The organism is Bacteroides caecicola (assembly GCF_023337095.1).
Lineage (GTDB): Bacteria > Bacteroidota > Bacteroidia > Bacteroidales > Bacteroidaceae > Phocaeicola > Phocaeicola gallinarum.
This window is the reverse complement of record NZ_JAMBLM010000014.1, coordinates 1-21,717: the sequence shown is the minus strand read 5'-3', so window position 1 is coordinate 21,717 and position 21,717 is coordinate 1. Positions and strand designations below refer to the sequence as shown.

Annotated in this window: 19 protein-coding genes; 7 read left to right on the top strand and 12 right to left on the bottom strand. The window is 48.5% G+C overall.

From position 1 onward, the window contains the following. Positions 1-235: 235 nt before the first annotated feature. On the bottom strand, positions 236-1,180 hold the full coding sequence (locus tag M3085_RS12035) for a DMT family transporter (RefSeq protein ID WP_191709379.1): 945 nt from the start codon (positions 1,178-1,180) through the stop codon (positions 236-238). A gap of 95 nt (positions 1,181-1,275) precedes the next feature. Between M3085_RS12035 and M3085_RS12030 the strand changes: the two genes are divergently transcribed. The 6 genes from M3085_RS12030 to M3085_RS12005 all read left to right on the top strand — a co-directional run bounded on the left by M3085_RS12030 (position 1,276) and on the right by M3085_RS12005 (position 8,396). Continuing rightward, a complete protein-coding gene (locus M3085_RS12030) occupies positions 1,276-2,112 on the top strand; it encodes an AraC family transcriptional regulator (RefSeq protein WP_249053117.1) in 837 nt (278 codons plus the stop codon). Positions 2,113-2,545: 433 nt separating this feature from the next. Then, entirely contained in the window at positions 2,546-3,730 is a 1,185-nt protein-coding gene (locus M3085_RS12025; RefSeq protein WP_249053116.1) for an esterase, read from the top strand. A 135-nt stretch (positions 3,731-3,865) separates the two neighbouring features. After that, a complete protein-coding gene (locus tag M3085_RS12020) occupies positions 3,866-4,672 on the top strand; it encodes an AraC family transcriptional regulator (protein WP_249053115.1) in 807 nt (268 codons plus the stop codon). Positions 4,673-4,818: 146 nt separating this feature from the next. Continuing rightward, positions 4,819-5,328 (top strand): hypothetical protein, encoded by a 510-nt coding sequence (locus tag M3085_RS12015; RefSeq protein WP_191709382.1) that lies wholly within the window; start codon positions 4,819-4,821, stop codon positions 5,326-5,328. A gap of 187 nt (positions 5,329-5,515) precedes the next feature. Then, on the top strand, positions 5,516-7,381 hold the full coding sequence (locus M3085_RS12010; RefSeq protein ID WP_249053114.1) for an alpha/beta hydrolase-fold protein: 1,866 nt from the start codon (positions 5,516-5,518) through the stop codon (positions 7,379-7,381). A gap of 169 nt (positions 7,382-7,550) precedes the next feature. Next, entirely contained in the window at positions 7,551-8,396 is an 846-nt protein-coding gene (locus M3085_RS12005) for an aldo/keto reductase (protein ID WP_249053113.1), read from the top strand. Positions 8,397-8,590: 194 nt separating this feature from the next. Here the strand turns inward: M3085_RS12005 and M3085_RS12000 are convergent, their stop codons facing one another. From M3085_RS12000 to M3085_RS11970, 7 genes are all read right to left on the bottom strand, one after another. Then, positions 8,591-9,538, bottom strand: a complete 948-nt coding sequence (locus M3085_RS12000) for an aldo/keto reductase (protein WP_249053112.1) — start codon at positions 9,536-9,538, stop codon at positions 8,591-8,593. A gap of 396 nt (positions 9,539-9,934) precedes the next feature. Next, positions 9,935-10,978 (bottom strand): DUF362 domain-containing protein, encoded by a 1,044-nt coding sequence (locus M3085_RS11995; protein WP_249053111.1) that lies wholly within the window; start codon positions 10,976-10,978, stop codon positions 9,935-9,937. 120 nt (positions 10,979-11,098) lie between these two features. After that, on the bottom strand, positions 11,099-12,973 hold the full coding sequence (locus M3085_RS11990; protein WP_249053110.1) for an alpha/beta hydrolase-fold protein: 1,875 nt from the start codon (positions 12,971-12,973) through the stop codon (positions 11,099-11,101). A 5-nt stretch (positions 12,974-12,978) separates the two neighbouring features. Next, positions 12,979-13,614: a flavodoxin gene (locus tag M3085_RS11985; protein WP_249053109.1), complete on the bottom strand. Its 636-nt coding sequence runs from the start codon at positions 13,612-13,614 to the stop codon at positions 12,979-12,981. A gap of 190 nt (positions 13,615-13,804) precedes the next feature. Beyond that, a complete protein-coding gene (locus M3085_RS11980; protein ID WP_249053108.1) occupies positions 13,805-14,461 on the bottom strand; it encodes a carboxymuconolactone decarboxylase family protein in 657 nt (218 codons plus the stop codon). A 91-nt stretch (positions 14,462-14,552) separates the two neighbouring features. Next, positions 14,553-14,828, bottom strand: coding sequence for an aldo/keto reductase (locus tag M3085_RS11975; RefSeq protein WP_410554700.1), 276 nt, complete (start codon positions 14,826-14,828; stop codon positions 14,553-14,555). A 16-nt stretch (positions 14,829-14,844) separates the two neighbouring features. Further along, the gene (locus M3085_RS11970; protein ID WP_249053106.1) at positions 14,845-15,918 is read right to left on the bottom strand and encodes an alpha/beta hydrolase; all 1,074 of its coding nucleotides are present in this window, start codon (positions 15,916-15,918) and stop codon (positions 14,845-14,847) included. A gap of 381 nt (positions 15,919-16,299) precedes the next feature. Between M3085_RS11970 and M3085_RS11965 the strand changes: the two genes are divergently transcribed. After that, on the top strand, positions 16,300-16,464 hold the full coding sequence (locus M3085_RS11965) for a cyclophilin-like fold protein (protein WP_317239287.1): 165 nt from the start codon (positions 16,300-16,302) through the stop codon (positions 16,462-16,464). A gap of 53 nt (positions 16,465-16,517) precedes the next feature. Here the strand turns inward: M3085_RS11965 and M3085_RS11960 are convergent, their stop codons facing one another. The 4 genes from M3085_RS11960 to M3085_RS11945 form a co-directional block, all read right to left on the bottom strand. Then, entirely contained in the window at positions 16,518-18,248 is a 1,731-nt protein-coding gene (locus tag M3085_RS11960; protein WP_178256419.1) for an ABC transporter ATP-binding protein, read from the bottom strand. A gap of 15 nt (positions 18,249-18,263) precedes the next feature. Then, on the bottom strand, positions 18,264-20,066 hold the full coding sequence (locus tag M3085_RS11955; protein ID WP_249053105.1) for an ABC transporter ATP-binding protein: 1,803 nt from the start codon (positions 20,064-20,066) through the stop codon (positions 18,264-18,266). Positions 20,067-20,075: 9 nt separating this feature from the next. Beyond that, positions 20,076-20,897 carry a class I SAM-dependent methyltransferase gene (locus tag M3085_RS11950; RefSeq protein WP_249053104.1) on the bottom strand — a complete coding sequence of 274 codons (822 nt, stop codon included), beginning with the start codon at positions 20,895-20,897 and terminating at the stop codon, positions 20,076-20,078. Positions 20,898-21,026: 129 nt separating this feature from the next. Continuing rightward, positions 21,027-21,638: a TetR/AcrR family transcriptional regulator gene (locus M3085_RS11945; RefSeq protein WP_178256416.1), complete on the bottom strand. Its 612-nt coding sequence runs from the start codon at positions 21,636-21,638 to the stop codon at positions 21,027-21,029. Between the last annotated feature and the right edge of the window lie 79 nt (positions 21,639-21,717).

Genomic DNA, 21,717 nt, shown 5'->3' with positions numbered 1-21,717 from the left:
TTTATTGGTTGATGATTCTTGTTGAATACTCCCGTTTGGCAGTCTCCGCATCCCGTTTCCCCTTAGCCCATAGTTGCCATGAGTTGACGATGTTCTGCCACACGATGTAACACTCGGCGCCACAGATATTGTTTTGATATCACACCGCAAAGTTACGCTGCCTGCGTTTATCCATCCATACACGGATTACAGATTGATGCACCAATTTCGACGAAAAGGAATATGAGAAATTGTTTTATACTGCTGCTGTTTCTTTCTTTTTTGCTTCGAATGCTTCCATTTCGGCGCGGCTACGGCTTCGTGTTACCATATATACACCGAGGAAAACAAGCACTATCGCGGCGATTTTAATCAGGTTAAACGATGAAGTTCCCCAGTAGAAAACCACGATACAGGTGGCTACGATAGGCTGTACGTAACAGTACATGCTGACCACGGTAGGGCGCAGATGCTTCTGACCGATAGGCGACAGCAGGTAACAGAAAAACGTAGCCCCGAATACCAGAAACGAAAGAGCAAGTATCAAGTCCGCATCCAGCGATGCCCAGTCTACCGCCACCAAATCGGTGTAAGAGAACGGGATGATGCAGATAACCGAATAAGTAAACATCCACTTCATCAAAGTAATGGCAGAATAACGGCTTATGAGGTCTTTAAAGAACACAAGGTAAGAGGCAAAACAAACCTCAGCAATGATGCAGATAATGTCTCCCCATATATTGCCGTCCTGCGTGGAAGCGGAATCTCCATTGCTCATAATAAGCAGAAAAGCGCCGATGGCTCCCATGAAAATGCCCAATACTTTCTTCGCCGTAACCGGTTCTTTCAGGTAGAAAGCGGCTATTATCATGGTAAAGATGGGGGTGCTGGTAGAAATGATGGAGGCATCTACCGGTGAAGTCATGCCCAGTCCGATGGTGTATACGCCTTGATTGAACACAATGCCCAGCAAAGCGGCGAAAAACAGTTTGAGCAAATCCTGATGGGGTACGTGTTCGGGCTTGGTGAAAAGTGAGGCTATCCAAAACAGGGCGGCAGCTCCCAGCAGGCGGATGTCGACTAACAATGTAGGAGTGATGACGCTGCTTAAAAAGATAAACTTCACAACGGGAGACATCAGTCCCCACATGAAATTGGCGGCAAACATAGAGCCATGACCTTTCAATTCGTTTCTTTCCATATTCTTAATGTCTGTATTTGTAAAACGGCGCAAAGGTACAGAGAAACGAAAGCGGATGATTGTAAGAATTATCTTATCTTTTGTATATTTGCGACATGAAAAAAGAAAATATCTTCCTGCCTTTCGAGGTCAAGGTGCGCCGATACGACCGGTTTCCTCTGCCGGAGCACCAGCATTCGTTCTTCGAACTTTGTTACATAGTTTCGGGGAGTGGAGAGTTTGTGTCGGAAAGTCAGCGATTCTCTTTCCGTTCGGGGTCTTTCTTCTTTATAAAACCGTATACGAATCATACTTACCGGCTGGCGGAGATGTGCGATATAGTTTATATCGGGCTGACCGATGCGTATGTCGACCGTGTGCTTGGGGCGGTAGAGAAGGAGCTCTTTTCGCTTCCGGTGCCTACCGATCTGACTGCGCTCATCGCCTGGACGGACAGCGAACGTATTTCCATGCTCATGGCGTGCATCCGCTCCGAATATCTTTCGCCTTCTTCCGATACGTCCCGGATAGCGGCATGTTGGATTAACAGTATCTTGCTGATTTGCGTGCGTAACCTCAGACATCTGTTGGGCGATGCGTCACGTCCGGTAGCGGAGAGCGACAAGCTGATGTCGATGCTGCAATACATCGAATTGCATTTGGATAATCCGGAGCTACTTACGGCAAAAACCTTGAGCCAGCGGTTTAATACGGCTGAAACTTACATCGGGAAATTCTTTAAAGCGCGTACGGGAGAAAGTTTGAAGAGATATATCCTGAAATGCCGGATAAAGGTGGTAGAAGAGCTGTTGAACTATACGGATTTGCGCGTCAATGAGATTGTAGCGCGAACGGGCTTTGTAGATGAGAGCCATTTGACGCATACGTTTAAGCGCATAACGGGAGTTACGCCCCTTGAGTATAAAAAGAAGATAAATCAGAACATGGGGTGAATGAACCGGTATTTGTATCACCGTTGAGGCTTGTATTTGTATCCCGCAACACACAGCGGCGTTGCGGGATGGCTTACGGACATATCTGAGCAGTGCGGACTGGAATCATTTGTAAAATCTTTTCATTTTATATGCTTTAAATTTGTTTCGCTGGAATATACTTTTTAAGGGACGACAAATTACAGAACGATGCACCCTTTTTACAGACAATAAGTCCGAAAAAATTCTACCGCAAGTGTATGCCAACGCTTGCGGTAGAAATGGTCAACGCATCCGCATGTGTTGGTATACGCTTGCGGTAGCGTTTTTGGAGACATATCGTCGGTTATGTTGCATAAGATATATGGAATTAGGGTTGAGCGAATCGGAAAATTTTCTACCTTTATGCCGATAACTTTGCTCAAGGATAAAGATTTGTAACAAACGAATGAATATGAAACGATTTATTGTAATGACAGTGGGTTGGCTGATGGCAGTCAACAGCATGGGGCAGCAGGCGTTATGGAGTGCAGACGGCATCATTTCGCCGGTGATAAACGAAAACCGTACGGTGACTTTCCGTATCTATGCACCTGCGGCGGAAAAAATGGAGGTAGAAGGCGATTTCCTTTCTCCGACGATGGTATCAACTCCGGTAGGCGAGACCGAATCGGCTGGTAAGGCTGTGATGACAAAGAACAGCAACGGGGTGTGGGAATATACGACTCCACCGCTCGCTTCGGAACTTTATTCTTATACTTTCTTAAATGATGGCTTGCGGATTACAGACCCGAATAACGTTTATCAGGTAAGAGACGTGGCTTCGATAAGCAATATTTTCCTGATGAGCGGACAGCCGGGCGACCTTTACTCCGTGCAGGAGGTTCCTCATGGCAATGTGGCTAAGGTATGGTATCCCAGTCTGACTATGAACATGGACCGCCGCATGACCGTTTATACTCCTGCCGGCTATGAAGACAGCGAGCGGAGCTATCCTGTTCTTTATCTGTTACATGGAGCCGGAGGCGATGAGAATGCTTGGAGCGAACTGGGGCGTGCCGCTCAGATATTGGATAATCTTATCGCTCAAGGTAAAGCCGAACCGATGATTGTAGTGATGACCAATGGCAATGCTTCGCAGCAGGCTGCACCGGGAGAAGCGCCGAACAGCATGGAGAAACCTGCACTGTTTGTGCCCGGTATGATGGACGGTCGTTTTGAGCAGGCTTTTACCGACGTGGTAAGCTATGTGGAAAGTCATTATCGGACGCAGGCTGACAAGGCTCACCGTGCCATTGCAGGCTTGTCGATGGGTGGTTTCCATGCCATGCATATCTCGGCACTCTATCCCGACACATTCGACTACGTGGGGCTTTTCTCTGCTGCCATTCATACCGATAACGATAGCCCGGTATACACCAAGTTTTACGAAAACCTCAACCGTCAGTTCAACACTCCTCCGCAACTTTATTGGATAGGGATAGGGCGTACCGATTTCTTGTACAAGGACAATGCCGCTTTCCGCAGCAAATTAGATAGTCTGAATTATCATTACGAATACACAGAAAGTGATGGAGGACACATCTGGCGTAACTGGCGTATCTATCTGACTACCTTTGTGCAGCGCTTGTTCAAATGATATCATTCTGTTTTCTCCGTATCTGCCAAGAAACAGATACGGGGGAAAGAAAAGAAAAATACTATATATTTCGGGAAATTCTACATGAAGTTTCGGCTTGAAATATGTATCTTTGGAACAGAGGAAAATGAAGGTATGGCAGAAACAGAAAATATTATCATAAAAGACACCCTTGACGGACTGGGTACGGATGCTTACAGCAATTATCTGGCACATGCCCTTTGTCTGGCAGGTAGTTGCAGACTGAGATACAACGGAGAGGAACGCGAGTTGCAAGCCGGCGATCTGATGATTGTCCGTAAGGGAAAGTTGGTGGAACGCATTCGTCCGGCAGACGATTTCCGGGTAAAGGTGATATACGTGACCTCTGAATTCATCGTGCTATCCACGCCGCTCAGCAACTATGGCATGAAGGGTCAGCTTGCCCTGTTCCTCAATCCCATCATGAAACTGAATGCCGAACAACGCGAGTTGTGCCGCAAGGATTTCGAGATGGTGGAATTTCGGTTGGCACAGACCGGCCATCATTTCCGAAGGGACTTGCTGATAGCTTCCGTACAGCTGTTGATAATTGATTTTTTCGATTTTCATTCCCATCTTTATGGGGTTGACAACATCCCGCTTCAAAATGCTGCCATCATGAGCCGCTTCCTTAATATGTTGGAGAACGGGACGTACCGCGAATACCGCGAAGTGAACTGGTACGCCGATAAGTTGTGCGTAACTTCGAAATACCTGTCTGAAGTCTCCCGGAAGATAAGCGGTTACGCCGCCAACTACTGGATAAACCGTTATACGGTTCTCGACATCTCCCGCCTGCTCCGCGATAAATCCCTGACCTTCGTCCGTATCTCCGATATGTTCGGATTCTCATCGCCAGCCTATTTCAGCCGTTACGTACAGCAGCATTTGGGAGTAAGCCCAACGGAGTATAGGGGATGATATGCTTTTTTGGGGTAAGAAAGATTGGTGAGGTTTCCATGAGAGCGATAATAGAATCTGTGAATATGTGAAGAGTTTCTGCGTTTTGTATAAAAATAGTTGTTATGTATTGTAAATCTGAATTGATTGACTAAACCACGCTTCTAATGAAATCATCTTTGGAATTTAGACTTTCAAAACCGCAAGTTATGGCATTAGCCGGCAATCTCCATCACGATGAATGCGGCATCGAGGCAATGTTTGCTCAAATGAAGCAAACGAACAGTCCGTATGTAGCTCATAATGCAGCATGGGTGCTGTCTCACCTTTCTAAAGAGGACAAAGAAATTTATCTTCTTCCACACTATGGAGAGTTGGTTGACATTGCAATATCCACAAAGCTCTGTATTCGTCGTGGATTGGTATTGTCTATTCTCGCAGACTTGCCAATAAACGAGCCAAACGGTAAATTATTGGATTACTGCCTTATACATCTGGCTGACCTCAAAGAAAGCAACAGTTCACGTTCTATGATGATTAAACTTGCAGCAAAAATGTGTAAGCCTTATCCTGAATTATGCAAAGAACTTATATTGTGTTTAGATATGATGCCACAAGATTCATCTCCAAGCATAGCAGCTGCAAAGAGGAATGCCTTAAAAATAATTCAAGCGTGAATAAAGAACATTCATGTAAAATGTGAGACTATCGTATTGGGAGAATTGTGATTAGAACAAGAATCTGTGGGTATGTAAAGCGCATCCGTTTTGTATAACAAACCGCAAAAATGTAGGTACTTGCAGTAATTAGTGTAATAGTCGGCACAAGAATTATGCTGAACTTTGCAGCCGTATAAGTAATGAAATGATGAGAAGAATGACCTACATTGCAATCATAATGGCTGCTATGATGACAGGACTATGGTCTTGTACGGAAAAAACAGAAATCCCTACTGATATGAATGGAAACGGAACAACCAATACTGACAGTTTTCAGATTCAGATGACCCATCCTGTTCCCAATCAATACTTTTCGGAGGCAACAGAGCAGGGGCAGGTAGTAAGAATCGAATATGAATCGAAAGATTATACCCGCGATGACCGTCCTGCCACGCGGAAGCCTGCCTATGTCTATCTGCCTTACGGATATGACGAGAGCCGGCAATATGATGTGGTCTACCTGATGCACGGATGGCCGGAAACGGCAGAGGAAACATTTGAAACATTGGGCGACGCACAGAAGAACATTTTGGACTGGATGATTCAGCAAGGAGATTGCAAGCCTGTCATCGTGGTGTCGCCCACGTGGGACAAAGACAACAGGGCAAAAGATTGGGGTGAATCGTGTGAAGAAATCGCTGTGTTCCATAATGAATATGAGAATGACCTGATTCCTGCCGTTGAAAGCCGCTTCTCGGCATACGCTGAAACGACAGACCGGGCAGGTATCGTGGCATCGCGTGACCACCGGGCTTTCGGTGGATTCTCGCTGGGCAGTGTGACGACATGGTATATCTTTGAACATTGTTTCGACTTGCAACGCTTTTTCCTGCCGATGAGTGGTGACAGTTGGCACGTTTCGATTTTTGGCGGACAGACGGTGCCGGAGCAGACGGCTCAGTTTCTTGCTTCGGTAGTTCAGGCATCGCCTTACGGAACGGATAACGGTTTTCACGTATGGCACGCCGTGGGGACACAGGATGCACGCTTTTATCAGACCCATAATCAGGCGATGGCATGTATGCAGCTGACCGATGTGTTTACTCCCCATAACTTTTCTTACCACCAGCGAGAGGGAGGGCAATACGATTACAATTCCGTCGTGGAGTTTGTATATAATGCTCTGCCGTTTTTCTTTCCGCCTGAAGCGGAGCAATCTTTCACCCGCACAAGCCGTATCAGTGATGTTATGAATGACCCGGCTTTCGGTAATTGGGGACGGCTGATTTTCCCCGTAGACGAGGGCTATTGGAGCGGCGAGACTTTGGAACAGTTGCGCTTGGTGTGGTATAACTACATAGACCCGGACAAGACCGTTGAAATCTGCAATTACCTGAAGGCACATGCCGGCAGCGTATTTCTTGACATTTATACGGAGGCCGAGAAGCAGGACGACCCGCAGAAGCGCAATACGGGACTGTTCTTTTTCCGGGGAAATCCGGGTGCGCCCTTTGCTGTCTGCAATGCCGGTGGTGCATTCGCGTATGTCGGAGCCATGCACGACAGCTTTCCCCATGCTCTTGAACTGTCCAAACTTGGGTACAATGCTTTTGCGCTTATTTACCGTCCGGACTATGCCTACGAAGACCTTGCCCGCGCCATCACTTATATTTATGACCATGCCGATGAATTGGGCGTAAGAGCTTCCGGCTATTCCCTTTGGGGCGGTTCGGCAGGCGCACGCATGGCGGCTGTGCTCGGCAATGAGGATTACTTGCAAGAACTCACCGGACGCACGGATATTCCGCAAGCCTCGGCTGTCATCATGCAATATACGGGTTATAGCATGGTTAGTTCGCAAGACGCGGCAACGTACGCCTGTGTCGGTACGAACGACGGCATTGCCTCATGGCGCACCATGCAACGGCGGCTGCAAGGTCTTTCCGGCATCGGTATCCCGACCGAATTTCATGCCTACAACGGGCTTCCTCACGGTTTCGGGTTAGGCACGGGCACGGTTGCCGAAGGATGGCTGACGGATGCTGTCCGCTTTTGGGAAGAAAACCGATAGCAGATAAAATATGTTATTATCTTATACAAAGCCAATCCGTTACGATAAATATCGTCCGCAATTCGGACAATCCGTAAAAAAGGTATGACTGTCTGTAATCTGTGTACAGACAGCCGCGCCATTCCGTCGTATTTTTGTAAATATAGAAAACCGATTAAACGAAGATAATATGGAAACAATCAAACTGAGCAACGGCGTGGAAATGCCGCTATTGGGTTACGGAGTGTTCAAGGTAGCTCCGCAGGAATGTGAACAGTGCGTCAGCGATGCGCTGAACGTGGGTTATCGCCTGATTGATACGGCGCAGGCTTACTTCAACGAGGAAGGTGTGGGAAATGCCATCAGCAAGAGTGGGATTCCCCGACAGGATATTTTTCTTGTTACGAAAGTATGGATTTCGAATGCAGGCGAGGAGAGAGCGGCAGCAAGCATCGACGAGAGCCTGCGTAAGCTGAAGACCGACTATATCGATTTGCTGCTTATCCATCAGGCATACGGCGATGTGTTCGGCTCATGGAGGGCGATGGAGAAGGCCTACCGCGCAGGCAAGGTGCGTGCCATCGGTGTAAGCAATTTTCAGGCAGGACGTTTCTACGACTTCGCTCATTATGTAGACGTTAAACCGATGGTGAACCAGTTGCAATGCAATCCGCTCGTCCAGCAACAAGGTATCGAGCCGATTCTTGCGGAACACGACACGAAGATGATGGCATGGGGACCGCTTGGCGGTGAGGGTGCCGAAGGCGTGGTAAAGAATGAACTGCTTGCTTCCATTGGTGAGGGTTACGGGAAGACGGCTGCACAGGTGGCACTGCGCTGGCTCACGCAGCGGGGCATCGTCGCCATCCCTAAGAGCACGCATGTGGAGCGTATGCGGCAGAATCTGGACATCTTCGACTTTACGCTGACCGATGAGGAAATGAAACGTATTGCCACACTCAACTGTCACGATGCGGGAATGGTGAACTTCGGCGACCCGCAGTTTGTGAAGTTCCTGATTGAGACCTACGGGTAAAATAGGGTAGAGCTATACATTAAACAACGACGGGAAACATTGCAACAGCATGTTTCCCGTTGTTGTTTTAATCACTTGTCTTTTATACGCTTACCGTGTACCACGCAAGTATTTCAATGTAAATGGTAGAAGAAAATAAGAACGTCAGTTGAAACTTGTAAGTAGCGACGGTTGGGTAACGAAAGCGTCATGATTTACAGCCTTGCTCCCCACACCATCTTTTCTACATCTTCCAGTGTGGCGTTGAAGAAGCGTTTCTCCTTGTTGAGCGAGCGCATCTGCTGCATCTCCTCGTCGGTCAAGGCGAAGTCGAAGATTTGGATGTTCTCCTTGATGTAATCGGGGTTGGATGCACCGGGGATAACGGAGAATCCTTCCTGAATGTGCCAGCGCAGGATGACTTGTGCCGGAGTTTTGCCGTGGGCTTCGGCTATCTTCTTTATTACGGGGTCTTTGAACAAGGCACCGCCCGACATGGCACCTCCCAACGGGAACCAGCATTCCACCTGTATTCCTTCTTTTGCGGCTTTCTTGCGCATCTCCAACCGCTGGGCGTAAGGGTGGCACTCTATCTGGAGCACTTGGGGCTTGATAGTCGCCTCTTTCATAATCGTATTCCACACTTCCTCATTGGCGTCGAAATTGCTGATGCCGAGAGCACGTACTTTGCCCATCTTCACCGCCTTCTCCATGTCTTTCCATGCGCCTACGAAGTCGCCCACAGGCTGGTGAACATAGAGCAGGTCGATGTAGTCCAGTTGCATTCGTTTCAGCATTTCGTCGATGGCTTTCAGCGTCTTGCCTTCGCCGTATTCCGTGGGCCAGAGTTTGCTGGTAATCCAGATTTCTTCGCGCGGTATGCCACTTTCTTTCACGGCACGACCTACACCCGCTTCGTCCTGATAGGCATGGGCGGTGTCAATGTGGCGGTAACCTGCTTTCAATGCCGTAAGACACGATTGTTCGCACACTTCATCGCTGGGCTGGAGGAAGGTGCCGATACCGAAGCGGGGCATCTCTACGCCGTTGTTCAATTTAACCATCGGCACACCGGCCGTCGTTGTTTTCTCTTGTGCATAGGTAGCACATACGCCGCCACATAGTATCAAGGCGGACAGTAGAAGTTTTTTCAGTGATTTCATCTTTATTGCTTTCTAAATTGATGTTTTCTATATTGGGTCGTTAATTTGTTTTTAACTGAAGTTGTTCGATTTTGTAATGAGCTTATTCTCAGCATTCTACGACTTGACCGATTGCTTGAAAAATTCTATGGGTAGCGTTGGTCGTTTCTATGGGTAGAACCGGTCAACGCTACCGCATAAGATGAATGACACTAACGGTAGCGTTTTTCGGAGTATATCGGCGGAGAATTTCTTCTTGCGTTTTCCCGTCAACGGAAGTTTAAATAAGTTCATTGCTCTGATGCAAAGGTAGGAGATGCGTATCATAACGGGCTTACAAAAACTTCGGGAGGATATGCCGTTTTTGCGGATAAATCTCGCATCAAGTCCGGACTCATCTTTGTTCATTGGGCGTTTTTATATTTGAATGACTTCATAGATCCTGCTTCCCAGCCCGATGCGCTCTGCATATTCCACCACATGTGCTCCGCCACGGCTTTCGATACGCTGGATAAGCGGACGGTTATTGTTACCGTCCGTGGGCGTTACGGCATAAACCAAATCGAGGCAGGCCTGCTCCAAAGCAACAGGGTCAGTCGAGGCAAGGATACCGATGTCCTGCATTTCGGGCGCGGCAGGATTAGAGTCACAGTCGCAGTCCACCGACAGGTTGTTCATCACGTTGATGTAGAGAATGCGGTCGCCGAAATACTCCGCCACGCTTTGTGCCGCTGCTGCCATTGATTCGGTGAAGTCGTTCTGCGATGCCATCGTGTTCCACAGGCGCGATACATCCTGCGTCCGTCCGGCGGAGTGGATATTTGTCTTTCCCCGGCGGGAGGCAATGCCTATCGACTGGTTCTTCAATACACCGCCGAAGCCGGCTATGGCGTGTCCTTTGAAGTGGGCGAGGTTAATCAGAAAATCATAGTTTGCCAGATGGCTGCCTACGAGGTTGTACTGAATGTGTGTCGTATCCTGTACGGGCAGTTGCATTTCACCTTTCTCGTCCATTAAATCCACATTGGCAATGTCAAGAAAACCGTGGTCGCGTATCGCCTGCCAATGGCTTGTAGAATCCGATCGTCCGCCTTGATAAGCAGTGTTGCATTTCACGATAGTTCCGTTCACCTCGTGCACAAGGTCGGCTATGAGTGAGGGCTGCAAGTAGTGATGTCCTCCCGGTTCGCCTGTGCTGATTTTGACGGCGACACGTCCCGTAGCCTGTCTGCCCACTGCATGATAAACAGCAAGCAGTCCGGCTGCCGACAAGTCGGTAGTCATCCACACTTGCGATGCCGGACCCGTCGGTTCATCGTTGTCTGGTTCTTCGCCGGGTGCAGGTTCCGGAAGAGGTTCGTTGTCTTCCCCACAGGCAGTGAGGAATGTGGGCAATACGGCCGACGAGGTAAGGGAAGTAGCCACCCACTTCAGCCATTCCCTCCTGTTCATTCTTTTCATATCTGTTTCTCCTTATCAAAATTACATTCAGCATAACAGTTTGAATGCCGACAGTCAAGGTATCTTTTGAGCCGGACTTCGGTATGGATATGCTTCAGACAATCCATTCTAAACGCCTGTTTAAATGCTTTTCCCCAATTCGTATGCCTGCCTCATAAAGCCGGTATTCTTCACACTGCCTTTCATTCCCACACCGGTAGCCTTTATCATGCCCCGTTCTGTAGGATTGGGCAGACACATCACGAAACCGCGAAAACCGGCTATGGCGAAATCGGCTGTACTTTCCTCTCGGGCGGCACAGGCATCGGCAAGACGTTGCTGTACGTCACCCATTTGCGAATCGAGGAAACCGTTGCGACGCACCAGCCCTGTATTGAACATGCTCAATGTGGCAACCGCCTTGAACCGTTTGTCAGTTTGTGCCGCCTTGAGTGTGTAACCTCCGCCTCCGCAGATGCCGAGGATACCGATTCGTTTGGCATCCACGCCGGGATATTGAGCCAAGATGTCGCAGGCGCGGCGGATGTCCTCAATACGGTTGGCAGGCTTGTCTACGTTGCGGGGTTCGCCCTCGCTTCCTCCTTGATAAGCTGCATCAAATGCGAGACAGATGTAACCCTGTTCAGCCATACGCTGGCTGTACAGACCAGCCACCTGTTCTTTGCAGCCTCCGTTGGGATGTGCCACGACCAGTGCGGGATACGTCTTCGATGCGTCATATCCGGCAGGCGTATATACATTGGCAACAATCTTCAGGCCGTTCAGGTCGTAAGTGATGCGGTGAATGTTCACTTTCCCTGTTTCATTCTGGGTTATGGCACCTCGATAGACCAGTCCGAATGGATTGGTATTGGGACTTTGGATGGTGGAGAAATCCGTCTCAGAAAATGCAGGTCTTGTCTGCGCAACCGATGTGCTTGCCAGCATAAGCGCGGCGACACCGCATAACATAGTCTTGAATAAATTGTTCATTGTTTTTACTCTATTATAAGTTTGTTTTATTCGTTTGATTTCGGGAATGAAGAACGGCAGGGCATTGTACAGGTATTCCGGAATGGGACGGAACTCGTGCCGTGCGCTTTCTTTCTGATGGAAGGTCATATTCGTGGCATTGAATACATCCGCCAGCCGCGCCATTCCTTCTATTTGGAGCAATATTTCGCTGTAAGCCGAATCGTTCGTGCCGCTTGCCGCCCAGATATAGAAACCGTTTCCGGCATAGGGCGATTGCTGTACACGCTCTGCCAGATAAGCTGCCGTATCATCGGGACGGTTCATGCCGGCAAATCTGCCCAGCGACCAGCAGTCGCCGCTAACGGGCATGAAGTAGCGGAATGCGTTCAAGGTTTCATCGAAAGCATACCACGTGGTGACCGCACCCATCGAAAAACCGCCGATGGCACGGTGGTCGCGGGATGCCTCAATGCCTTCCGTATCGGTAGTTTCTGCATACGTGTGGTATCGGCTCTCAACAATGGGAATCAAGTCGTTTACCAACTCCTGCGGCAAAGCGCGGCAGTAGGGGTCAGCATCCGCATAGTTGGATGTCGGCTGCCCGTAGTTGTAGCTGGGAGTAACCACAATCATCGGGTCGATGTCGCCGTGTGCTATCATCTGGTCGAGTAGCTTGCATACCGCTCCGTCTTCGAAAGTAGAGGCCGCTGTGCTGTAATGCCCATGCACGAAGTAAAGAATATTGTACTGCTTCTGCGCATCATATCCGTAAGGCAGGTAAACATACGCAGTGTTCGTCCGCGTCATTCCCGTGCCTTCCGCATAGTCTCGCGTGTCATAATCGATACGTACGATGCTGCCTTGTTCGTTCGCATCTTGGCCGTAGCCGTCGGGAATGGGTCGGGTTTCGTTTATCAATGGCGTATTCTCCCCGTTGTCAGAGATTACAGGTGTCTCGCTACCCGCTTCGTTCGCGTTACATGATGTGAGTGGCAAGGATAGCAGTAGCGCATAAATGAATGATGTAAGATTACGTGTCATAATTTTTATTCGATGATTCCTATTTCGCGAAGCCAATTCTCCACGCCGCCGGTGTTCCGTCCGCTGGTGTCGAAACCTTCCAGATGTTCAGCCTCCGGAGTAAGGTCTACGATGCGTTGCAGGGTGGCATCGCGTCCCGATGAAGCGTAGGTGCAGAACGGGATAATGGTTTTGCCTGCCCAGTCGTACGCATCGCTTTCGAGGAACGACCATATCGGCATCGGCGCATCGCCCCACCACACAGGGCATCCTACGAAGATGATGCCATATTGTTCCATATTCTCCACGGTTCCGCTGAGTTCGGGCCGTGTGCCGTTCTCTAATTGCTCCAGTGCCACCTGCGTACATTCCGTATAATTGTCGGGGTAGGGCGTGACGGTTTCGATGCGGTAGAGCGTACCTCCGGTCAGTTCGGCGATGCGTTCAGCCACGGTGCCGGTATTGTTGCTATGGGTAAAGTAGGCAATGAGAATATTACTGTCTCCCGAAGGTTCGTCGGGAGTATTAGGTTCGTCCGGTTCATCCGGTGTTTCGGGCTGTTCGGTTCCCGGTTGTTCTTGCTGTACGGGGTCATCGTCCCCGCAGGCATTGAGAGTGACGGCTGCCAATGCCATCATCAGGTAGATAAAATACTTTTTCATTGCGATATGCTTTTTAGAGATGTTAAGTGATGAAAAACGCTTGCGGTAAAACCAAACTACTCTCCGAATAGAAACAGTCAACGCATCCGCATGAATTGGATAACACTAACGGTAGCGTTTTTCGGGGTGTTCCAACGGAGAAGACCTTACAGCGTTTGTGTTGGATAAGACTGTTATAACAGGCTTATTATTACTTCATTCCATTAACCATTTCCGTCATCTGGCGCAGTTGACCTTCGGTGATTCCCTGACGCAGACAGATGGCAGAGTGTGATTTCAACATCGGCTCCACGCCTTTCCCCAAAGCGGAGAGGATAGACACTGTGGCAAGTTCGCGCTCCTGCCACGTCAGCAGGTCACGTTCGAAGATGTCGCAGAACAGATGCTCTTTCAGGTATTGCTCGATGATGGGAGCAAAAGCGGCATATCCGGTCTTGGGGGCGTTCTTTGGTGCACCGCTCAGCTTTTCAAGAAGCTCTGCACCGCGCGTATATTTGTCGCGGTTGTCGTTGACGGGCGTTGCGTCACGTCCTACGGTGTCGGTGATACCCTGCGCCTTACGTTCGTCCAGCACTTGCATAAAGGTCTGCAGGGCACGCAGGCTGCGGGGAAAGCCGCAATAAGCATAAGCATGTACCAATACTTCTTTAATCTCGTTCACGGTCATTCCGTCGTCCAGCCCGCAAGCAAAGGCGGTTTCCAGATTCTCCAAGTTGCCGGTGGCGGTATTGGCGGCAATGGCAACGATGCTCTGTTGGCGGAGACTGAGCGTGTCTGTCTGTTGTGCTAGCAAGGTTCCGCAGCAAGCGAGCAGTGAAAGTGTCAGGGATAAAATCGTTGTTCTCATAAACTTATCTGTCATTAAATTGGTTCTGATACAAAATTACGGCAGATGTTTTTACCCGTCCATACACAGATTACTGATTGATACACCAATATCAACGAAAGAAAACAGGGAAGCCCGCAAACCGATGGTTAAGCCATATCGTCCCCGGTCTTGACCACCGGCACACGGATGGTTTTCGTCGGCTACTGTTTTCCGGCTCCACATTGGGGTCTATGCGGTGTTGCCAATAAAGGTCAATATGGTCGGTATGAAGGCGGCATAACGAACCTTCCACTTCTTCCCGGATACGCTTAGGCGATGAATCTGCCAGTACAGGCCACGGCCATGATACGGAACGATCCATCGTAATGCCGAACTTGGTAGCAATCTCTGATATTATTTTGTCAGTTATCTAATCCTTTTTCTTTCAGCCAAGCAGACATTACATCCGCTACTTCCACGTTGTTCAAGTCGGCAAAAGGGAAATGGGTATTGCCCTTAATGCCTAAGTCGGGTAAGTGAATTACCTGTGCATCCCCTCCGTGGCGGTTGATGCAGTCGACGAAAAGACGCGCCATTTCGAGGCGGGCACGCCACGTGTCCTGTCCCCAATGCTTGGTAGGTTGTTCGGGAATGTTGTCGCCATAATAAATGACGATAGGAATACGTGTCAACTTCAGAAACTTGTCCATAGATGTGGAATCTGCTTCCAAAGCCTTTTCCGGTCCGCTGTGGGGAATCGGGGAGGGTACCTCACCTTTAGGAAAGATAAAGCTGCTTCCCGGTTCGTAAGCAATCACCGCACGGGTATTACTGCTCTTGATGGCAGTGAGCCAACCGGGACCACCGCCCATGGAATGAGTAATCAGGATGCCGCCGCCAATCTTGTCCATCAGGGCAGACAAAGCATCCGACACGACCTCTTTGTCGAACGCACCGGTATTGGGCGTCACTTGGCGCATGAATTGTTCCCATGCTTGTGGGGCAGGAGAGAATTGTACGCCGGGGAAAGGGTCTGGCCATACGCCTACACGGAATATCTCAAACTGAAAAGCCTCATCGGGCACAGCGCGAAGCGTGTCCGATACGGTGCTTTTTCCAGCTTTGCCCCGTCGTGGCTGGTCGACCAGATAGACGCTAAATCCCCGCCGCAGGAAGATGTTCTGGAAGCCTTCCCGCCCGTCGGATGTCGTCTCCCATGTTTTGGCTGATTCGCCGTTACCATGCAAGAATACCAATGGCAAAGAATGTGTCTTTTCGGGTATTTGATAAAATACGTAAGCATGGTCGCCGTGCAAAGTCTGTCCGGCTGGATTTGTCGAATTGTTTTCATCGTAGCTGCCCGGAACTGTAATTACCGAACCGCCAACCAGAAAGCTGCCCTGTTCGCGGATGCACAACATGTTGTCATCATCCGTTCTCCCACAGGCGGAGAGCAGGAAACTGCACACTACGAGGGATGTAATGATACTTTTCATATACGTTGTCTTTTATTTGTTTTGATAAGACAAAGTTACGTTGGATGCAACTGCTCGTCCATACACGGATTACAGAACGTATCACCCATTTTACAGCATATTAATACTTCGGTAAATTTCTCAAACGGGGATTTGTTCGGAAGCCGTAATCGAGGTATTTTTGACGGTTATGCAGGTATCCGAATTGATGGACTTTGCGATTACTTTTGCAGAAAATTTGTAATGTAAAATTATGAGGCATACAGTAATAACGATGATTGCAAGTTTGTTAGCAATGAGTACAACAGCCATTGCCCAACAAAATCCTATGCCGGGAAAAGACGGAAATAAATATGTGTCGTAGCATCACCGGACATCAATACGGAGGTTTTCAGTGCGGCTGTGGATTATTCTTGTATCGTTCTGTTTTATGAAACCTTTTCGCCCGGTTACAGCCATACACGGTTGGGACAGATTGATAACCCCGAAGGGCTTGCCGCAGCTTTAGGGGATGGATACGTGAGTGTGAGATTTGCAATAACAAAGAGTACGGACCGCAACATTTAGTGAAATGGATGCCTATCCCATGAAAGGAAACAGGCATCCATTATTGTGTTGTTTTACAGCTTCCAGCCAGAGATGCTTTCTTGTATTTCCCATAAATGAGAATAAAGTCCTTTTTTTCGGACAAGTTCATCGTGTGTGCCTTGCTCCTTTATCATTCCGTTATCCAAAACGATGATTTGGTCTGCATCCTTAATGGTTTTGAGCCGGTGGGCGATGACGATGACGGTGCGTCCTTTGATGAGCGTGTCAATAGCCTTTTGTACTTCCATTTCATTTTCGGGGTCAAGCGAAGCAGTCGCTTCATCCAGCAGGATGATTTGTGCATCTTTCAGGATGGCACGGGCTATGGATATGCGCTGTTTTTCTCCACCCGACAAGGTGCAGCCTCCTTCGCCCACCATCGTTTCGTAACCCTGAGGCAAGCGCATGATGAAGTCATGGCAACAAGCTTTTTTAGCTGCGGCTATAATATCCTCTTCCGTAGCATCTGTTTTTCCGAAGCGGATGTTGTTGCGTATGGTGTCCTGAAACAGATACACGTCTTGAAATACCATGGAAATATGTCTCATCAGACTTTCGGGATTTATTTCGTTCATTGGAACTCCATTAAAAAGGATGCGTCCTTTCTGCGGGTCATAGAAACGGGCACAAAGTTTCATTACTGTACTTTTCCCGCTTCCCGAAGGGCCGACGATAGCTGTCAATGAATTCTTTGGAAGCGTAATATTTATATCGTGCAACACTTCTTTGTCTTGATAAGCGAACGATACGTGTTCAAAACGGATGTTGCCTGCCATCGGAGATTGTTGCTCTCCTTTCATTTCTGTCTCATTCATTAGTGAAAGGATGCGTCCTCCGGCAATGGAAAAGTAGCGGAACTCCGCAAAATTAGTTAGGGCAGAAGTCAGCGGATCAAACACACGCGAGCCGACCACAAGAAACAGTACGAAAACAAGCAGCGATAGCTTTCCTCCCAACAGGAGATAAGTTCCGCACAGTACCATCATCGTCAGTCCGGCGCGTACCAATGTAATGCTCAACAAGACAAACGGGCCTAACAAGGCTTCCTGACGGATGCAGGCACGGCGAAGCTGGGCAAACGCATCGCGCAACCGGACAAAGCGGTCGCCTAATAAATTGTAGGCTTTCATCACCCGGATGCCTTGCAGGTATTCTTCCAATCGGTTTCCTGCATTTATTTTTGCTTGAATTTGCCTGCCGCTCAGTTTCCTCTGTGCCTTTGTGCTTGCCCACAAGACGAGTAAGGCAAGCGGCAAAGCTGCAAACATGCTGACCGCCATTCTCCAGTCAATCCAGACCAGCGAGGCAAAAGCCAGTACGGGCATGACCACAGCGCCCATCAGTTGGGGTAGGTGGTGCGAAATTCCGGTTTCTGCCATCATAAAGTCCGTAATAAGCATGGAAGATAAATCTCCGGGGTCGCGTTTTGACAGAAATCCCAGTGAAAGTTTCCGCAGATGCTCTGCAAGCGACAAGCGTCCTGAAGCACTCATTTCGTATGCTCCCCTGAAATTGGCGCGGTAAGATGCCCGTTCCGCCAAAGCCATTACCAACATATAAACAACCATAATGCCGAATATCCACCACAGGCGGGGCGTGTCAAGCGGTTGTCCGCTTCCGTCAAAAGCATTGAATATGATGCGTATCGCCTCAATGGAGAGACAGAACGGTACGATATTGACTAAGTTGGCAAGCATGGTGTAGCCCACAGGTTTGTAAAGTCGTTCGGTATGTCCTATTGTAATGTTTTTAATTGCGTTCATATCTTGTTCTCCTTTTCAATTTTTGTTCAACGTCCAGTGGTAAGCGCTTGTATAGGCATCCCACATCTTCTTATATGTGCCATCTGTCACGGACAAAACTTCATGCTTCCCGTTTTGTGCAATCCTTCCTTCTTTCATGACAACAATCTTACCTGCGGAAACAACAGAAGAAAGGCGGTGCGCTATCACAATAACCGTCTTTCCCTTCATCAGCGATTGCAAAGCTATCTGCATCTTATACTCGTTTTCCGGATCTGCAAATGCCGTTGCTTCGTCCAGTACCAGTATCGGCGCATTCTTCAATATGGCGCGTGCCACACATATCCGTTGGGCTTCTCCTCCCGACAGGAACACGCCTTTGTCACCGATTCTTGTTTCGTAGCCCTGCGGCAAACGCTCTATGAAGTCGTGACATTGAGCGGCTTTAGCGGCGGCTACCACCTTTTCTTTTGTTGCATCAGGAGAGCCTACGGCGATATTCTCATACAGCGTATCGTAAAACAGAAACGTATCTTGAAAGACGAACGACACCAGCTCCATCAGTTTTTCCATAGCTATTTGACGGATATTTACACCTCCTATAAGTATTTCTCCTTGCTCCACATCCCAAAAGCGTGGGATTAGGTTGGCTACCGTAGACTTGCCACTTCCCGACGGACCGACAAGGGCCGTTATTTCTCCTTGCGGTGCCACGAAACTGACATCACGCAAAGCCTCTGTCCGTGTCCCCTGTTCCGTGTTCTCGTAAGCGAATGATACATGGCGGAACTCCACATCGTAGGTTGAAGGTGTCTGTGGGTGTTCCGGTTCCGGTAGAGGCTGTTTTTCCAAGATGTGGTCAATACGGCTTACACCTTCATTGATGTCGCGCGTGTTACCTCCCAAGAATGTCAATTTATAAACGGGAGAAGCCATACCCGGTCCCATGATGATAAAAAACAGCCATACCACTGCCAACGACAATGATTGAGGGCTGGCTTGCATCAACAAGATGCCCATGGGGAGAATGAACGTCACCATCGAATTCAGCAGGACCGTAAATGCGACCATCCCGTTCTGGTAGGTGTCGCAACACTTCAAGGCAAAGGTCTTGTACGCCTGAATCTCGGCATTGAACTGACGGAACGAACGGACACTCTGCCCGAAAATCTTGACAACGGGCATTCCCCGTACATACTGCACGGCGGATGCGCTCATCTTTTCCTGTGCATCGTAGTAGATGCCCATGAACTCTTTTGCCTTTTTCCCCATGAAATTAGAGAATTGCAGAAATAAGCTAAGTGCCACGACTGCCAAACAGACCACCGTCAGCCACACATCCAAAGAGAAAAAGATGACCAGCATTACCACTACCGTTGCCATTACATTGACCAAATCCGGAATGGTATGGGCGATGAAACCCTCTATTTTCTCAATGTTTTGGTCCATTGTTTTCTTGATGGCTCCCGTAGAGGTATTGTTCAAATATCCCAAAGGCAGTTTGCCGATGTGTTCGGACAGTCGGACACGTAGGCCATACAGGATGCGGAACGCTGCAACATGGGAAGACATTAGGGCGGCATATAGCAACACCAGTCCGCCGATAAGCCCTCCGAACGCTATCCATCCCCAGCTTATCATATCTGTACCATTTACCGAAACCGGACTGCCTCCATGTGTCAGCAATTCCTTCAGAACTTCATAAACAGCCCAATAGGGCACAAGCATACAAACTGCGCTGCCTGCCGACAAGATTCCTGCCAGTATTAGCAACCCTTTCTTTTGTCCCGCAATCTCAAACAATCGCGCCAGACCTTCTTCCTTCTTTGTTTTATCCATCGTAAAATGTTATTGTGAGATTATTTTATATCCGAGTAATGAACTGAACTGATAACACAACTTTGTCATCCGTCCCAATATCTGTCCGAAGAAGAACCCCCAGCGTGAACGGAAAAACTTCATGTAGTTGGCTTGTTCGATGAGTTGCAAGGTGGGTTCCCATCGTTCCACCAGATGTCCGTCGCTCAATCCCGAACGGATTTGTGCTTCATGGTTACGGAGCGAATCGGGCTTCACACCGTGCCGGCTCATCATCGTGCCACACACATCAAACCACAATTCACCTCCTCCGAAACGGCTTGCCACGTGGTGCAGGAAGGCTTTTACTTGCTTTTCGTAAAAATACATCAGTACGCCCTCCACAACAAATATAAATTCCGCATCGGGGTGTTTCTGTCGAAGGTCATCCATCCAATCGGTTTCCAGCAATGAAGTTGCGATATAGACATTGCCCGGCTGTTCGGGTATCAACTCCCGACGTAGCGCAATGACTTCCGGCAAGTCCAAGTCGTAAAAGACCGCTTTCCTGTTGCCGATGCGCTGGAAACGGGTATCCAATCCGCAGCCCACATTTACGACTACCGGACGGGGATGCGTGTCGATGAACTGCTTTACGGCACGGTCGAAATACCAACCGCGTACCACGCAGCCTACTTCACTCAATTTCGCCCCATCGAATTGGGAGTAATCGTATTCCAAATTGTCGGCCAACTGTTCTGCTGCCTTGTCATTCAGAATGGGATTGACACGGCGGCTTTCTTTTGCTCTCATGTATAGCGGAATAAATAACGTTTCCGCCACAATGCTCTTAAACTCACGTTTTTGTTTCATATTTTTAGGTGTTTAATAGTGAACGATATTCAGAATTGTTCATAAAAAAAGGAGGAAACCTCCGTGAAGATTTCCTCCTTGCCAGCCCTTTTGTTGCGGCTGCTCGTCTGTATGTGTGTTGTCTGCTTTTCATATTTTAATGATTGCCCTCCATCCTTGAATTTCAAACAAGATGTAATCGTGTAAGATCGCTTCCATTTCCTGTTTGGGTACTGAATGCATCAGCAGTTCCTCAAACAAAGTAAACATCCATACCGTATGCAGGTGAATGATAAAATCGGATACAGACGTGTTTATGTCAGGATGTTTTTTCTGCATGGCCGCAAACCACGCCTTAACCACCTCAGTAGAACGGTCGGTGTAGTTTTCCCGGAAACGTTCCAACGATGAACCTTGTGCGCGGAATAACAGAATCTCCATCAACCCGCGATGCTTGGTAATAAGTGCGACATATTCATCAATGCATGACTTCAGATACTTTTCCGACCGCATCATCATAATATCCTCTCCCCGTATGCCATGATGTTCCTGAAGCATGGCTTCCAAAGCGCATAAAACCGGACGGACTACTTCATGGAAAAGTTCGTCTTTATTCGTAAAATAGTTGTAAATATTCCCGACTCCGATACCTGCCGATTCGGCAATTTCGCGCATGGAAGTCTTGGAATACCCCTTCCGCTCAAATTGCTGTCTGGCAACCGTTAATACACGGCTGCGTATGTCTTCTTTCAGTACTTGCATCTATAATGAACTATGTTTCTATTTTTTTACAAAGGTATAGGGGTTGAAATTCTCAAGCAATACCTATTTTTAGGGATTT

Excerpts from the sequence above, each read along its gene's own strand:
- M3085_RS12035 (WP_191709379.1), bottom strand. The coding sequence starts at position 1,180 with ATGGAAAGAAACGAATTGAAAGGTCATGGCTCTATGTTTGCCGCCAAT.
- M3085_RS12030 (WP_249053117.1), top strand. The coding sequence starts at position 1,276 with ATGAAAAAAGAAAATATCTTCCTGCCTTTCGAGGTCAAGGTGCGCCGA.
- M3085_RS12025 (WP_249053116.1), top strand. The coding sequence starts at position 2,546 with ATGAAACGATTTATTGTAATGACAGTGGGTTGGCTGATGGCAGTCAAC.
- M3085_RS12020 (WP_249053115.1), top strand. The coding sequence starts at position 3,866 with ATGGCAGAAACAGAAAATATTATCATAAAAGACACCCTTGACGGACTG.
- M3085_RS12015 (WP_191709382.1), top strand. The coding sequence starts at position 4,819 with ATGAAATCATCTTTGGAATTTAGACTTTCAAAACCGCAAGTTATGGCA.
- M3085_RS12010 (WP_249053114.1), top strand. The coding sequence starts at position 5,516 with ATGATGAGAAGAATGACCTACATTGCAATCATAATGGCTGCTATGATG.
- M3085_RS12005 (WP_249053113.1), top strand. The coding sequence starts at position 7,551 with ATGGAAACAATCAAACTGAGCAACGGCGTGGAAATGCCGCTATTGGGT.
- M3085_RS12000 (WP_249053112.1), bottom strand. The coding sequence starts at position 9,538 with ATGAAATCACTGAAAAAACTTCTACTGTCCGCCTTGATACTATGTGGC.
- M3085_RS11995 (WP_249053111.1), bottom strand. The coding sequence starts at position 10,978 with ATGAAAAGAATGAACAGGAGGGAATGGCTGAAGTGGGTGGCTACTTCC.
- M3085_RS11990 (WP_249053110.1), bottom strand. The coding sequence starts at position 12,973 with ATGACACGTAATCTTACATCATTCATTTATGCGCTACTGCTATCCTTG.
- M3085_RS11985 (WP_249053109.1), bottom strand. The coding sequence starts at position 13,614 with ATGAAAAAGTATTTTATCTACCTGATGATGGCATTGGCAGCCGTCACT.
- M3085_RS11980 (WP_249053108.1), bottom strand. The coding sequence starts at position 14,461 with ATGAGAACAACGATTTTATCCCTGACACTTTCACTGCTCGCTTGCTGC.
- M3085_RS11970 (WP_249053106.1), bottom strand. The coding sequence starts at position 15,918 with ATGAAAAGTATCATTACATCCCTCGTAGTGTGCAGTTTCCTGCTCTCC.
- M3085_RS11960 (WP_178256419.1), bottom strand. The coding sequence starts at position 18,248 with ATGAACGCAATTAAAAACATTACAATAGGACATACCGAACGACTTTAC.
- M3085_RS11955 (WP_249053105.1), bottom strand. The coding sequence starts at position 20,066 with ATGGATAAAACAAAGAAGGAAGAAGGTCTGGCGCGATTGTTTGAGATT.
- M3085_RS11950 (WP_249053104.1), bottom strand. The coding sequence starts at position 20,897 with ATGAAACAAAAACGTGAGTTTAAGAGCATTGTGGCGGAAACGTTATTT.
- M3085_RS11945 (WP_178256416.1), bottom strand. The coding sequence starts at position 21,638 with ATGCAAGTACTGAAAGAAGACATACGCAGCCGTGTATTAACGGTTGCC.